Raw genomic sequence first — 15,396 nt, forward strand, 5'->3', positions numbered from 1 at the left:
TTCATCTAAACAAATCTAAAAAACCTCTGATCACTCTTTCTAATGTATCTCTAGAAAGAAGATCAGAGGTTTTTTTCACTTACAACTCCATCTCATGCCAGACCATAACTGCGGCTCCGGTAGCGACTGCATTTTCTTCTAATATTCCTTTAGAAAACACAGGGCGATAACTATTTGAATAATAGATATTCTGCTGGGCTACCGCAATAGCTGTATTGTAGAACAGATCATGTGAATTGATCAGTACACCGCCAAGAATAATCTTTTCAGGATGTAAAATATTGATCAGATTAGCCAGCCCTATCCCCATATAAGCCGCAGATTGTGCAAATATTTCTTTGATATAGTCATTGCCTGTTTCCAGCGATTGTACCAATGTAGTGAAATTAATCGCTTCCGGCTTGACTGCTACATGTCCATCCCACACATCGCGTCCCATTTTACTACGTGCTCGAACTTGTTGTTCTAATGCTTGTACCGAGGCAAAAGCTTCTAACGCTCCATAATTACCTGCACCATGAAGTCGCGGGCCGTCTGTCTGAATAATCATCTGTCCGATTGAGCCTTCCATATCTACAGCGCCATGTACGACATGTCCGTTAGACATCATCGCAGACCGTAGACCTGTACCGACATGCACATACAACATATGCTGGATATGTTCATCACGCACCATCCAGTGCTCTCCTGTCAAAGCGGTATTGGCTCCATTTTCAAGCGTAACCGACAATCCTGTTGCTTCTTCTAACCAGCGCCGAAGAGGAACATCTTTCCAACCCGGAGCGGCAAAGTATAGGGGGTTAAGTATTTTTCCTTGCTCACGACTAAGCGGGCCTACAGCACCTACGCCCATTCCTATCACTAATTCTGGTGCTATTCCTTGCTCGGCTAACATCTGTGCTACTTGCCCTTGAACATGTTGAACTAACCGCTGAGGTGTCATACTTTCATCCATAGACCAACGCACCATTGCTAACGGTTGCATCCGCATATCATACAAGCCTAACACCGAATAAATACGTGAAATATCCAGACCAAAAATATAGCGGAAATTCGCATTGATTCGATACAAAATCGGTCGTCTTCCACCTGTCGATTGACCGAATCCAGACTCCATAATCCAGCCTTCATTGGTCATTTCTTCAAGCAGACGGGTTAGACTACTGCTAGTCATCTGAAATTCATTCATAATTTCTGCTTTGGATATATCGTCCTGCATCGCGATTCGGTCATAGACTGCTTTTTTGATGGAGGTTACGCCTTTCATATGCTTACCCATAATAATCCCACCGTTTTCCCTACAATTCTGATCGGAATTGTTTTTTCACTTATTATATATGGTTTTTACAGGGAATGCTATGTATTTATTGCATTAAAATAGAGAAATATAACGATAAAAAAACCTCTTTTCTATAAGTAGAAAAGAGGTCGGTACTATCATGCTAATGTTCTAACAAACGATTATATCTAAAAAGATACGATCAGTCATAGATGTTCATTTGTAAAACTTATTACTAAAAATGATTACTTCGCTTCGCCCACTACACTAAAGCGTGCGTTCACATGTGCTGCTTTTTCCGCTTCGTCTACAATTGCAATCGCATAATCAGCATAACTGATATAGCTGTTACCTTCATTATTAACGATCATTTTCTCTCCACCAGCTGTGTAAGAACCGGTACGTGGACCTTGTGCATCAAAAAAGGCAGCAGGGCTTAAAAATGTCCATTGAATACCGCTTGATGCTTTCAAATCGTCCAAGTTTTTACCCTGGTTAGATGCTGTTGGTTTGTAAGCATCCGGGAAGTCCGGTGTATCAATAAGACGTACAGAATGAGCATCATCTACATAAAGGCTACCTGCACCACCTACAACGATTAAGCGAGTATCAGGAGCACCTTTCAAAATGTTGATCAACGATTGACCTACAGTGATATGAGATTCTTCTTGTCCTTGCGGAGCAGCATAAGCATTGACTAGAATATCGTATCCTTTAATATCTTCGGTTGTAATATCCAACACTTCTTTTTCGATTACATTTACTTTGTCATTTTGCACTTTAGAAGCGTTACGTACGATAGCTGTAACTTCGTGTCCTCTGCTCAAAGCTTCTTCAACGATCAATGATCCTGCTTTACCTGTTGCACCGATAACTGCGATTTTCATACTTAAAACCTCCATGTTGTATTAGTTGATGTATTGTAATGCTTATTACTATATGTGTAGCTCTAAAGCTTGTACTGTGTATTTCGCCTTACATGTAACAATTATAGTTACAGGATGAAATAATGTCAACTGTTCTGGTCGGATTACCAATAACTATTTATTATAAAGTATAGATAGCAGTGAAATTGGGTATTCATACATTAGTACCTTTAGCGCGGTTATTCTAAACAAACGATAACGTCAATTACACGATAGTATCCAAAACTAAGGAGTGTCATTATGAAAAATATAGCGTGGATCGGAACAGGGCATATGGGCTTACCGATGGCTCATAATTTGCTGAAAGAAGGATATACATTACATGTCTACAATCGCACCAGTGAGCGTGCGAAGCCGTTAGAACGTGCAGGAGCAACACTGTATGCTACGCCTGCCGAAGCAACTGCTCAAGCTGAAATGGTATTTGTGATGCTAACCAAAAAAGATGCAATTGATGATGTATTAAGCGGCGAACAAGGCATTCTTAGTCAGCTACGTGCAGGTATGTATGTGATCAATATGAGTACAATTAGCCCTGAAGAAGCCAAAGCATTTGCGAAGCAGATTACAGACAAAGGCGCAATTTATGTAGATGCTCCGGTATCTGGTTCTGTCGCTCCAGCAGAACAAGGAAATCTGGTTATTCTTGCAGGAGGTCAGGCTGAAGATATTCAAGCTTGCCAATTGTTTTTTGATATTTTAGGTAAAAAAACGATCCATTTCGGCGAAATTGGTCATGGGAGTTCTGCCAAATTATCTATCAATCTATTGTTAGGCATTTCGACACAAGCGATTGCCGAGTCACTATTAATCGCTGAACGTTCAGGACTGCAACGTGAACAAGTATTAGAAATGTTCGGTGAATCTGCTGTAGCCACTCCGTTATTGGCAGGCAAAAAAGACATGTTTATCAACAACGAATTTCCAGCGGCATTTATGTTAAGTCTAATCTCCAAAGATCTAGGCTTACTCACTAATGAAGCCAAACGATTACATGTACAATTGCCTCTAGCTGAAGCAGCAGATCAGACATATCGTGAAGCTAACGAGAACGGTAAAGGTGAACTTGATCTAGCCGCTATCTGGCTTGAATTGCAAGAACGTCATCCCGATCAATCCTAAAACTTAACGATTCTTGAGATGATTCTATAGATATACGAAAGCCTCCAATAAAATCAGCCATCTATACTCACTTTATTGGAGGCTTTTATCTAGTTATTATGACATCAATTATCCTAATTCTATTGATCTGTATGTTAGCGAGAACATGAATTTATTTGCGCGCTGTACGAGTAATGCCTTCTCGAATATAGTCGATTACCTTTTCTGCTGTACGCAATTGTCCTTCTGAATTATGAATAATCAGATCACATTGTGATAATGCCGCTCGTTCCTGATCATAGCTCTGAAGACGTTGCTCTTGTTCATCAATACTCACTTTACGATCAAATAATCGCTTTGCCAGTTGCTCACGATCTGCTAGCACTCCGATTAACAATACCCGATCGCCCCATTTTTCTTTGACCAGCTTAGCTCCTGGCGGGTCCATCACTGTCGAACGTACCTGTCCATCTTTTCCTGCATCTTCAATCGAACTGATCGAAGTTCCGTACAGATTGTTACGGTATTCGCTCATTTCTAACATTAATCCCTGACGAAACATAAGCTCAATTTGTTCTCTAGTCGCAAAATGATAATCTACCCCATCTTGCTCGCCTGCTCTGGGTTGACGGGATGTCCATGTGACAATTTTGGGTACTCCTAATCGTGCTTGTAATGTGCTTTTACCTGATGCACTGGGCCCTTGAAAAACAACGATTGAAAATGACATATTACATCCTCCTGCATCTGTAGTTCTTCTTTTTTTGTACAATCAGTATACCAAAAGATACACTGCATGATCTTTCTGTTGTGCAATACGCATTTATACTACAATAATACTTAGCCAAAACTGAAAGGATGCTTGATCCACAGATGACATTATCGCCATCACCTACATATGCAGTTCAATTCCAACATATCTCTAAATCTTTTCCCAGTGCACAGCACGCTAGACCTGTATTAGACCGGATCAACGGCAATATCGAACAAGGCTCGATCACCACACTGGTAGGCCCTTCCGGTTCAGGCAAAAGCACATTGTTATCGCTGTGCAATCTATTACTTACACCAGACTCCGGACAATTATATATTCAAGGCAAAGAAATACAGACATGGTCGATTACTGAATTACGCCGAAAAGTTGGCATCGTATTTCAAGATGCTCCAATGGTGCAAGGAACCGCACTCTACAATTTGCAGACTGCGCAACGATTACATGGGATTGATATCGGTGATCCTTCGACTCTTACCGAACAAGTAGGATTGTCTGCTCATGTGCTTCATCAGCAAGTACAAGACCTTTCAGGTGGTCAAAAGCAACGGTTAGCTCTAGCGCGTACCCTTGCGAATCAACCTCAGATTTTGCTACTGGATGAGATTACTTCTGCACTTGATCCTTCTTCTGTACGGGAGGTTGAGCAATTGCTACTAGATATCCAACGCACATCAGGGATTACACTCATCTGGGTGACACATCAGATGGAACAAGCGCAACGTGTCGGACAACAAACATGGTTTCTGATGAATGGACAATTGCTAGAACAACGACCAACCACAGACTTTTTTGCACATCCACAGACCGAAGAAGCACAGCGATTTATAAAAGGGGAACTCCAATGACGATTATTGCATTGACGCTGTCTTTATGTTTTGTTTTATTTGCTGTAGTATTGTCTCGTTCGTTCAAGTTAGGTCTGGAAAAAGATGTGCTAATCGCCACATTACGAGCTACGATCCAACTGCTAATTATCGGCTATGTGTTGAATTTTATTTTCGGCTTAGAGCAGTTATGGGTCGTCGGCTTATTTCTATTAGTGATGATCACTGTCGCGTCGCTCAATGTATCTAAAAAAGGCAAATCGGTTCCTCATATGACGATCAAAGTGTTTTTGACACTGGTGATTGTGGAGATCGTAACGCAGGCGCTATTGTTAGGATTCGGAATAATTCCGGCAACAGCACGTTATATTATTCCGATCAGCGGTATGATTATCGGCAATTCAATGATTCTAGGCAGTCTATTAGTGACTCGGTTACGTTCGGAAGTAACGTTGCGACAGCGTGAAATTATTTTACTATTGTCGCTTGGAGGTACACCCAGACAAGCGATTTTGCCTGTGCTCAAAAGCGCTGTTCGTTCCAGTATGATTCCAACGATAGACGGGCAGAAAACACTCGGTCTGGTGCAGTTACCCGGTATGATGACCGGACAGATTATCGCCGGTGCTGATCCGATTACAGCAGTACGTTTTCAATTGTTGATTGTGTTCACTACGATGACTTCGGCGATTATTACAAGTATTTTGCTTAGTTTATTTATTGCGCCTAGCTTGTTTAACAAACAACAACAGTTGCAGACCGAACCGTTAGAACAATAGATAGGCATACAAAAAAGACTCCTCAGTGCATGATGATGCGTAGAGGAGTCTTTGCTTATAGTAATTAGATCAGATGTTCATTACGAATGAACTTCTTTGGTATCGATATTAACGATAGGCGTATGACCGGACTTTTCTTTTGGTGTACGATTTACCAGCAAGATACTAATAACGATCAAGACCAAGCCGATAATCAGATTCACTGTTACCGATTCACCCATAAATAACACACTAAGAATAATAGATACTAACGGAATCAAAAACGTATATGAACCGACTGTACTCGCTTCGCCTGAACCAACAAGACGGAAGAAGCATAACCAGCTAAGAGCGATAGCGAAAATACAGATAAACAGTAATACTCCGATAAATGTAGCGTTCCACGTAATATCTGACCAGCTTTCGGTACCTGTACCCACAGCTGTCATTACGACGCCACCCATGATCAATTGAATCGTGACTAACCAGATCGGATCAACACGATCGCCTACTTTTTTCACATAGACTGTTCCTACACCCCAGCTAACCGCAGATGCTAGTGCAAGTACGATACCGATCACCGAGATGGAACCAGAGAATCCTCCTGCACTAATCGTGGCTACACCTGCGCAACCTAATACAAGACCAATCGCTTTGAGCGGATTCATCGATTCGCCTACCCATAACCAAGATAAGAATCCGACTAATACCGGCTGTAAAAAGACAATCGCCGAGAACAATCCAGCAGGCATATAAGCGATACCGATCGTCTGACAACCGTAAAACAAAATAATATTTAGAATGGCAGAGATTGCATAGATTTTCCATGTCTGCTTCCAGCGAAGATCACGCAAACGTGGTAAAGCAACAATCAATAACAACAACCCTGCAATCAATGTCCGAATACCTGAAAATAAAATAGGTGGTGCATAGTTTAACGCGAACTTGGATAACGGCCAGTTCACGCCCCACATTAAGATCAAAAATGCTAAAAACAGAGCAGTCTGCCCTTTGGATAACGCCTTCATTCTATTTCTCTCCTCTAAGCCAATCTGGATGACGATCACTTACGACAAAGCTGACATGTCATGTATCTTTCGAGTATACAATGCTTTTTACAATTGTTCAATAGACATTAAACATTTGTTCAAGCAAAAAGAAATTACTACTTTCACTATCCTCTACTTCCTAGCAATCGTGCTATAATAAGACTTCACTGGACAATGACAGTGCACTTCGTATGTACATCATAATTAGAATAATATAAGCGCATCTTTGCTAGATGCAGGAGGAATAGAATAATGGAAATAACAAGTTATCAAGTAGAAATGATTAAAGACCCTTTTGAAATTTTGGTCGGCACACGTTACGAATTTTTTATTGATTTTGAAGTCGATGAAGAGGACGATATTTATTCCGTAAACGGTCTCTATATTCGTGCTATTTATAAAGTTCAAGAAACAGGCAATGGTATTGTAAACTACGATATTATTGAAAAAGGAACTGATCGTGTACTGGATTTCGATCTAGAAGAAGAGGAAGAGCAAGAGTTAGCAGCGTTTTGTGAGCAAAACTGGAAAAACGCTGAGTCTAACTAATGCGTATTCTACTGCTTGGTGCTACAGGACGCGTCGGACAATCGGTTCTGCAATATGCGCTTCAAGATGGTCATGAAGTGACTGTACTGGTACGTTCTCTGGATAAATTAAATGCACAATTGGCAGACTATGCAGAGGGTTTGGTAGAGACTTCTAAAGCATTGTCAGCGATCAATCACTCTTTACCTATCAGCGAACAGATTCCGAATCTGCATGTTATGGTGGGCAATGTATTGAACAGCAATGATCTTGAGACCGCTTTGAACGGGGTACAAGCTGTCATTAGTACACTCAATACCGATAAAACGAATACGTTATCTGTTAGCACGCCGATCATCGCCCAGCTGATGCAGAAGCAGTCGATCTCACGCATTATTACAGTAGGCACAGCAGGCATTTTACAGAGTCGTATCGAAGCAGATAAATACCGCTATGAATCTTCTGAATCCAAGCGCAAAAGCACTCGTGCTGCGGAAGAACATCGGGTGATGTATGAGACGTTGCGAGATTCCGGGCTCGACTGGACGGTGGTCTGCCCGACGTATTTGCCGGATGGAGAGTATACGGGTGTCTATCGTGATGAAAAAGATGTTCTACCTGAAAATGGAACATCGATTTCTACAGGAGATACAGCCTATTTCACATATCAGCAATTAAGCGATCCTCGTTATATTGGACATCGTGTCGGATTGGCTTATTAAGCTACAATTCATACTCCATTTTCAGATTTAAGTATCAAATAAATAACAGTTCTACACATAAAAACCCTAATTTCTATACGAAGTTAGGGTTTTGTGTATTCAATATTTAATTCACGATCATGCTTATTTTACTTTTATTTTCAAAGCATAGATTACGCCATCATTTCCCCATGTACCATCCACACCAAATACATATACACCTGATTTGTCCGGTACGATGATTTGATTCGATGCTTTATCTATATTTTTAAATTCTGTTTTACTCGGATATTCACGAATTCGAATTTCATCAGGACTTGTACCATTAAAAGAAAGTTGAATAGTGGCATTTCCTTTTACAAGAGTAGGTTTTTGCTTTTCTGTAGCTTCCCAAGGTCCTCCATACGTCATTTGTCCATGCCAATTGTACGTAGCTACTGTGACAGGGATACTTATTTTTTTACTAGAATTATCCCATTGTGCATTTAACTCAGGAATGTTGTTTTCAGATTTTTGGTTACTGCAACCTATAGCAATACAAAAACAGAACACGATAAAAAATACCAAACGCATAGCATATGTATTAATAATCAGTGCATCCTTTCTACTCCGAAATTCATATCAATGAAACTAACTTGCCAATTACAAAACTAAACAGTTTGTTATATAGATTACTACGAGTATTTATTATTTCAATCTAGTGTTCCGTTTACTAATCATCAGCTTTTTTGCATATCCATAGAAAAGACATCCTTCTAACACCCAGAATATTAATTTAATAATGATCCATTGATGCACCCAAAATAAATACACAATGATCAACAAAGACGAGACCGTCACAAACACGTTAAACCATCTGTGTTCAATGCTCGTCTGATTGTTATAATCATGTATATATTTGATAATAGCTTGTAACGTAAGCATCCCCATTAAGATAACCGAACCTATCGAAACAGTATTCAACGGTTGCGAAAAATAGATCAGTGCTACACCCAACACAATGAGTAGAATAATATTAAACATATTCTTTTCTGACGTAGACATCGTTCACCTCCTTTATATTCTGATTGATCTCTATTCCGTGATGCAGTCACACTCACGTATTCAAGATTTTTTCCTGCATCCGATATTCGGTCGGGGTAACCATAAACTTCTTGCGAAATACTTGGGTGAAATGCCCTACATTGGTGTAGCCGATCTGTTCTGCAATATCAGCCAGCTTGAGCTTGGGGTTGTGCAGTAGCACTTTGGCTTGTTCCATCCGTAGACAGATCACATAATCTTTGTATCCTTGTCCTGTTTTCTGCTTGAACAATTGACTGAAATAGATTGGATTAAGAAATACAACAGCCGCTACCTTTTCTAAAGACAACTCTTCGTTAAAATGAGCACGAATATATTGAAGAGCGACTTGGATCGCATGATCGCTACTGCTTCCTTCTTCTGGCGCATCCACTTGTGCTGTCTTTTCTTCACGTAAGCGATTTACTTCAACAGCAACATGTTCAATCTCTTGGTGAGGGCCAGAATGTCTGGTCGCAAACGGGACTTTCAAATACTTTTGCAAATGTCCTTGTAACGGTTCTAACAGTTGCTCAATCTGGATATGATTATGCAGTGTGACCAGCCCTAATAGACTATTGCGATCAAAGCTCACGACGAATCCTTGACCTGACTGATCGATCAATTCATTTAATACATTTTCTACGATAAAATGCTCCAAATGGGTACTGCGTTGATCTTGTTCGATATTGACCAGAATAAGATAGAATTCAGGATAGTCCGCGATAAAGGTATCCAGACTGATTTTACCCATACTAAGCCCAGCCGCTAATCGTTGAAATACGGCTTCACGCAAATAATTTAGACCGTCTTTGAGTGCTTCTTCCCCTTTAGAGACTACTCGCTCCTGACGAATCTCGATTGTGAGCGATTCCATTAATTCTACCAATTTCTTTTTGCCGATCGGTTTGAGTAGATAGTCTCGTGCACCTAGATGCATTGCTTGTTGAGCATAGGAAAATTCCGAATGTGCCGAGATAACAATCCATTTGGCTTGTGGCTGACTATGACGGGAAATACGCATCAGTTCCAGACCATTGATGCCAGGCATCAGAATATCGGTCAAAATAATATCGATTCGGTGCTCACTCATCATCAACACCGCTTCTTCAGCAGATGAAGCCAGATGAACATGATAATTAGGAAAAACACTTTCGATGGTACGTTTGATCCCTTCACGAATAAAACTTTCATCGTCTGTAATCAGAATGTGCACGAACAATATCTCCTTTATCGATCGAAATAGGTTGATCTGAATATTCAGACTCTACAGTCTGTGAAGATAATTGAGCGACAGCGGAAGCATCAGATAACGGCAATACCAATTTGACTGCTGTTCCTTTGTCGAGAGCGCTCTCAATATGTATCCCGTTCGTGATCCCGAACATATGAGAAAGTCGCTGATGTAGATTTTGCAAACCGATACTTTTGCGTTCACGATGAACAGGATCGGTGGGGTGAAGCAAAGAATCTCGCAGTCGTTCTAATGTAGATTCATTCATCCCTTTGCCATTATCTGAAATAATAATATTAAGGTATTTCCGATCCGGTATCGCTCTTACTCGCAAAACGCCCGGTCGATCTAGCGCTTCCAGACCATGCTTAACTGCATTTTCGATAATCGGTTGTAATAACATCTTCGGCACATGCAGATCCATCCACTGCTCTTCGACATCGATCTCTACGCTCAATCGACCATCCAGTCGCATCGTAATAATCGTCAGGTAATGACTAATCTGCTCTATCTCTTCACGTAACGTCACCAGTGCATGATCTTCCCAATGACTGCTATACCGGAACATATGCGATAACGATAACACTACATCGCCAAGCTCATCATTGCCTTTTTCGTCTAGCATCCAGTAGATCATATCCAGTGTGTTGTAGAGAAAGTGAGGATTCACCTGTGATTGAAGCGCATGAAGTTCTGCATTTTTTTCACTGACCGAAGAGACTTTGACCCGTTCAATCAGTTCTTCAATTCGAGCGACCATATGGTTAAACGATACTACAAGCGAATTGATTTCTTCGTAAGAAGTCACAGTAACCATCCCGCGAAAGTTTCCATTTTCCACTTGCTTCATTTCTCGAATCAATCGCTTTAACGGAGACGAAATCGTACGTGATACGATAAAAGCGATCAGCGCAGACACTACAATCAGCACAGTAACCACGATAAATAAATACCGCTTCGTCTGCGTCAGTTCGACATTGAGATCACGATCCGGTGTTGAACTGACAATCGTCCAATTGGTGGTGCCCAGCTTGGAAGCGGCGATCAGACGACTATTATTCTGCTGTACATTCACCTGACCCGGTATCTGTGGCAACGAAATATTCGGCGGTAATGAATCGGGCTTACTATTCGGTTCGATCGAAGTGGGCATATGTTTACCGTCTCCGGTTACGATATTCACTTCGCTATGCGGGCCTAATTTCAAATTATTCATCGCTGTCAAAAACGTATCTGCTCTTGCTTCGATCAGTACAATTCCAATCTGATGTTGTTCATTGAGATTGAATATCGGACGACCGAAAGCAAATACAGGTTGATCTTCTGCCTGATCAATAATCGAATGAGGAAATACACCCAACCAGACCATCTGACCGGACGACCCACTAATCTGCTGATACCATGACGACTTGGTATATTCAGGATCGATCACATTCATCGAATTGCTATAATCGTAGATTTTGCCATTTTCACCGATCACATGAATACCTACCAGATCGTCTCTGGAAAAGTAAATCGCTCCCATAATCGTTGTAATATAATTCTGATTAATATATTCGACCTGCGGCGAACTTGCTGACTTCTGACCGAGCAGGCGTACAATATCCACATTGGCACTAATCGACTTGGAAAGGCTATCATAACTACCGAGTAGAAGATCAAGCAATCCCACCGTTTGCGATACATTTTTCTGCGCAATCTCGCCTAACTTTTCATGAAATTGAGTGGTTGTACGGTTATAAAAAAGGATACTGACCAGCAGTACAATCCCTGCCATACAAAATAAAAACAAAATAAACAATCGATTATGGATCGAATGCAGACTACGTGACAAAGTGAAATGCTCCTTTCTACATCGGTCGCTAAAAAAGCCAAAGGGCGGTAACCATAAAAAGGATTGGGTCCTCTTTATGATTACCGCCAAGTCCCTATACAGAGATAGTACCAATAAAGGTAGCTTCTGGCAAAATCATTTTATACAATTATCCTTTAACTGCTCCTGCTACCATACCTTTAGTGATGCGTTCAGACAAAATAAAGTAGAAAATAATAACCGGTAACGCACCCATGACAAGGAATGCTCCGATATTTCCGTAATTGACCGAATACTGACTGACAAACGTATACACCCCGAACGGCAATGTTTTGAGTTCTTCGGATGAAATAAACGTCGCCGCTACAATATACTCATTCCAGATATTGATAAACGTCAGAATACATACAGTCATCACAGGTGGAACCGAGATCGGCAAAATAATGCTACGGAAAATCCGGTATACACTTGCTCCATCCATAAACGCAGATTCTTCAATATCTGTCGGGATCGACCGCATAAATCCACTTAAAATAAATACAGCAATCGGCAACGCAAACGCGGTATACGGAATAATGATTGACCAGCGTGTATTTAGTAAATCTAGATTTTTGAAAATAATCATCAGTGGTAATAATGTCGCTTGTAGTGGAATCATCATCCCTAGTAAAAATAACAACATCACATATTGCCCATATTTCCACTTAAATCGAGTAATCGCATAAGCGGTCATAGAGCTCAAAATAACAACTGCAAACAAACTAACTGCTGTAACCAGTACACTATTTCCCAGATATTTCAGATAACTACCGGAAGTATAAGCATCTGCATAGTTATGCCACTGTGGAATATTCGGAAGAGCGAAAAAGCTACCTCCCAGAATTTCTTCGTTCGTTTTGAGTGAATACATTACTAACCATAACAACGGATATAACTGCGTAACGATCAGGATCGCGAAGAGTAGATACACGAACCATTTTTTCACATTATTCATATCGTGCTCTCCTCCTCTACGTCACTTTACGTTCGATTTTGTTAAATACGCCATTAATAATCACAGTAATAACCAGACAGAAAATAACAAGGAATGTAGCTACCGCACTACCATAACCATACTTCTGAGATAAGAACGACATGTTATACATATGCGTCGCTATCGTATCGGTCGCATGCGCAGGCCCACCGCCTGTCATAACCATGACCAACTCGAATGCTTGTAATGATCCGATAAATGCTAGCACAACCGAGATTTTGAAAATAGGTACCACCATCGGGAACGTGATATAACGGTCTGCTTTGAATCCATCTGCACCATCAATTTTGGCAGCTTCATAGATTTCATCCGGTATATTTTGTACCCCTGTAAATTGAATAAGTAAATGGTAACCAAAGTACTGCCATAGCGATACAAAGTAAATCGCATACATCGCAATCGCAGGCTCCGTTAACCAGCTATGTGTCCAGCTATCCAGACCTAGCTTGATCAATACGCCATTTAACATCCCGCCCATTGAAGCCGGGTTGTAGATCGTTTTCCACAATTGTCCTAGAATAACGTTAGACAAAATAACCGGTACGAAATAGATCGTCACCAGACGATTTCCTTTACGTACATAGCGATTCAGCAAAATAGCAAACAGCAAACAAAATGGAATCTCAATAATGGAGAAGACGGCATACATAATCGTACGCTTTACCGACATCCAGAAGTTAGGATCATCGAACAGTAATGTTTTGAAATTCGCCAGACCGACAAACTTAGCGTCCGAAATCCCATTCCAGTCCAACATCGCCGTATAAAAAGAAACCAGAATAGGAACAAACACCGTCCCTATGTAAAGGATAAGACAAGGAAGTACAAAAATAGCGATCGTGCGAGCAGGTACTTTTAGTACATTCATGGCTTCTCCCTCCTTCCAACTCAAAAGTGTATTTTCTCTCTTTAGCCCTATTCTACTCATAGCGAAGGGGACGCTGTTGACGCCCCCTCGCTGCTACATATCCGTCTCTATGTTGATTTAAGGATTCGCTTCAAATGCAGCTTGGTGCTCTTGTGCAATTTGTTTTGGATCAACTTGTTGTACAAATAGACTTTGAATACTGCTCAAATGTACTTGAGATACCGCTGGATTCATCGTGTTATCGAATGACAGGTCGCCACCTTTTACATTTTTGAACAGATCCAGTACATCAATCGCTAGTGGAGAATATCCAGCCGCTTTGAAGTCACCGTCTACTTTTTGACCTAGACCAACTGCATTTTTCAATTCAAATGATACTTTAGGTAAGTTCAGTGCAAAATAGTTTAAGAAATCTTTCGTTTCTTGTAAATGTTCGCTGTTCGCAGATACGGCAAATGCACTACCTGGAGCAAGCATGAACTCATCTGGATTTCCTTTGCCATTAACTGTTGGGAATTTGAATACGCTCACGTCTTTACCTACTGTTGAACCATCATTCGCACCAGTCTCCCATGTTCCGATAAAGAACATCGCTGCTTGACCTGTACGGAACATATTACCGCCTGCTGTAGCATCAATCGATGTTGCTCCTTCAGGGAAAGCTCCAGCTTGAACTAATTTTTGGAAAGCATCGACAGCTTCGACAAAGGCAGGATCATTAAATGTCTTTTTGCCATCAGCTACATCTTGCAAGAATCCAGGACCACCGTTAGTGCGAAGCAAGATGTTCATAAATAGGAATGAACCTGTCCATGAATCTTTTTCACCGATCGCGATAGGTGTGATACCTGCATCTTTAAGCTTTTTCACATCAGCTAATAGCTCATCAAATGTTGTTGGTGGAGCAGCAATACCTGCTTTGGCAAATAGAGCTTTGTTATAAAAGCCAACTTCGATATTATTACCATCTGGAAGAGCGTACACTTTTCCATCTTTGCTGTAATAATCAAGCAGTCCTTCTTGATATGTATCTTTTAGACCGCCTTTGTCAATGACATCGTTTAATGGAGCAAGCAAGCCTGCATCGATATACGGTTTCATCTGAGCTGCCGGATTCACAATCGTGATATCAGGAATTTCTTTCGAAGCAGCCTGTGTTTTAAGTTTGAGTTTTTGTTGGTCTGTATTTAGTGTATCCAGTTCGATATCAATATTTGGATGTTCTTTCTCATATTGATCAACGATCTGGTGAATCATTTTGTACGTTGGTGTGGTTGGATCAGGATAAATATTTTGGAATGTGATTTTTGTTTTGTCACCACTGTCTCCACTTGCTCCTGAACCGTTTGAACTTGAATCGCTGTTCCCACAACCTGCAAGTCCGAACGCCATTGCTCCTGCTAATAACAGAGCTACTGTTTTACTTGGCATTTTCATATCTTTTA

The 15,396-nt window shown here is 40.8% G+C and carries 16 protein-coding genes; 5 read left to right on the forward strand and 11 right to left on the reverse strand.

The window, feature by feature from the left end; translation table 11 throughout:
• Nucleotides 1-79: 79 nt before the first annotated feature.
• Both QE450_RS18900 and QE450_RS18905 read right to left on the reverse strand, forming a co-directional pair.
• On the reverse strand, nucleotides 80-1,279 hold the full coding sequence (locus QE450_RS18900; RefSeq protein ID WP_273614061.1) for an ROK family protein: 1,200 nt from the start codon (nucleotides 1,277-1,279) through the stop codon (nucleotides 80-82).
• 245 nt (nucleotides 1,280-1,524) lie between these two features.
• Nucleotides 1,525-2,166, reverse strand: coding sequence for an NAD(P)-dependent oxidoreductase (locus QE450_RS18905; RefSeq protein WP_273614062.1), 642 nt, complete (start codon nucleotides 2,164-2,166; stop codon nucleotides 1,525-1,527).
• 279 nt (nucleotides 2,167-2,445) lie between these two features.
• On the opposite strand from QE450_RS18905, the gene QE450_RS18910 reads away from it, so the two are divergent.
• On the forward strand, nucleotides 2,446-3,327 hold the full coding sequence (locus tag QE450_RS18910) for an NAD(P)-dependent oxidoreductase (RefSeq protein ID WP_307301295.1): 882 nt from the start codon (nucleotides 2,446-2,448) through the stop codon (nucleotides 3,325-3,327).
• Nucleotides 3,328-3,478: 151 nt separating this feature from the next.
• Here the strand turns inward: QE450_RS18910 and QE450_RS18915 are convergent, their stop codons facing one another.
• Nucleotides 3,479-4,036, reverse strand: coding sequence for a guanylate kinase (locus QE450_RS18915; protein ID WP_301262669.1), 558 nt, complete (start codon nucleotides 4,034-4,036; stop codon nucleotides 3,479-3,481).
• A 143-nt stretch (nucleotides 4,037-4,179) separates the two neighbouring features.
• On the opposite strand from QE450_RS18915, the gene QE450_RS18920 reads away from it, so the two are divergent.
• Nucleotides 4,180-4,926, forward strand: a complete 747-nt coding sequence (locus QE450_RS18920; RefSeq protein ID WP_307301297.1) for an ATP-binding cassette domain-containing protein — start codon at nucleotides 4,180-4,182, stop codon at nucleotides 4,924-4,926.
• Nucleotides 4,923-5,684 (forward strand): ABC transporter permease, encoded by a 762-nt coding sequence (locus QE450_RS18925; protein ID WP_307301299.1) that lies wholly within the window; start codon nucleotides 4,923-4,925, stop codon nucleotides 5,682-5,684. Before QE450_RS18920 ends, QE450_RS18925 begins: the two co-directional genes overlap by 4 nt.
• Nucleotides 5,685-5,764: 80 nt before the next feature.
• Here QE450_RS18925 and QE450_RS18930 read toward each other — a convergent pair whose 3' ends face one another.
• A complete protein-coding gene (locus tag QE450_RS18930) occupies nucleotides 5,765-6,691 on the reverse strand; it encodes a DMT family transporter (RefSeq protein WP_301262667.1) in 927 nt (308 codons plus the stop codon).
• Between the two features lie 273 nt (nucleotides 6,692-6,964).
• Between QE450_RS18930 and QE450_RS18935 the strand changes: the two genes are divergently transcribed.
• Both QE450_RS18935 and QE450_RS18940 read left to right on the forward strand, forming a co-directional pair.
• A complete protein-coding gene (locus QE450_RS18935; RefSeq protein WP_307301301.1) occupies nucleotides 6,965-7,261 on the forward strand; it encodes a DUF6509 family protein in 297 nt (98 codons plus the stop codon).
• Complete coding sequence (locus QE450_RS18940; protein ID WP_307301302.1) at nucleotides 7,261-7,962, forward strand: NAD(P)-dependent oxidoreductase; 702 nt, start codon at nucleotides 7,261-7,263, stop codon at nucleotides 7,960-7,962. The genes QE450_RS18935 and QE450_RS18940 overlap by 1 nt, the downstream gene beginning before the upstream one ends.
• Nucleotides 7,963-8,085: 123 nt before the next feature.
• Here the strand turns inward: QE450_RS18940 and QE450_RS18945 are convergent, their stop codons facing one another.
• The 7 genes from QE450_RS18945 to QE450_RS18975 form a co-directional block, all read right to left on the reverse strand.
• A complete protein-coding gene (locus tag QE450_RS18945) occupies nucleotides 8,086-8,493 on the reverse strand; it encodes a hypothetical protein (protein ID WP_307301304.1) in 408 nt (135 codons plus the stop codon).
• 135 nt (nucleotides 8,494-8,628) lie between these two features.
• On the reverse strand, nucleotides 8,629-8,985 hold the full coding sequence (locus QE450_RS18950; protein WP_307301305.1) for a hypothetical protein: 357 nt from the start codon (nucleotides 8,983-8,985) through the stop codon (nucleotides 8,629-8,631).
• Between the two features lie 52 nt (nucleotides 8,986-9,037).
• Complete coding sequence (locus tag QE450_RS18955; protein ID WP_273614070.1) at nucleotides 9,038-10,219, reverse strand: response regulator; 1,182 nt, start codon at nucleotides 10,217-10,219, stop codon at nucleotides 9,038-9,040.
• On the reverse strand, nucleotides 10,194-12,071 hold the full coding sequence (locus QE450_RS18960; RefSeq protein WP_373462006.1) for a cache domain-containing sensor histidine kinase: 1,878 nt from the start codon (nucleotides 12,069-12,071) through the stop codon (nucleotides 10,194-10,196). The genes QE450_RS18955 and QE450_RS18960 overlap by 26 nt, the downstream gene beginning before the upstream one ends.
• A 148-nt stretch (nucleotides 12,072-12,219) precedes the next feature.
• Nucleotides 12,220-13,044, reverse strand: a complete 825-nt coding sequence (locus QE450_RS18965) for a carbohydrate ABC transporter permease (protein ID WP_273614071.1) — start codon at nucleotides 13,042-13,044, stop codon at nucleotides 12,220-12,222.
• A 16-nt stretch (nucleotides 13,045-13,060) separates the two neighbouring features.
• Entirely contained in the window at nucleotides 13,061-13,951 is an 891-nt protein-coding gene (locus tag QE450_RS18970) for a carbohydrate ABC transporter permease (protein WP_274171504.1), read from the reverse strand.
• 117 nt (nucleotides 13,952-14,068) lie between these two features.
• A complete protein-coding gene (locus QE450_RS18975; protein WP_307301308.1) occupies nucleotides 14,069-15,388 on the reverse strand; it encodes a sugar ABC transporter substrate-binding protein in 1,320 nt (439 codons plus the stop codon).
• Nucleotides 15,389-15,396: the final 8 nt, after the last annotated feature.

The organism is Paenibacillus sp. SORGH_AS_0306, assembly GCF_030819345.1.
Classification (GTDB): domain Bacteria; phylum Bacillota; class Bacilli; order Paenibacillales; family Paenibacillaceae; genus Saccharibacillus; species Saccharibacillus kyungheensis.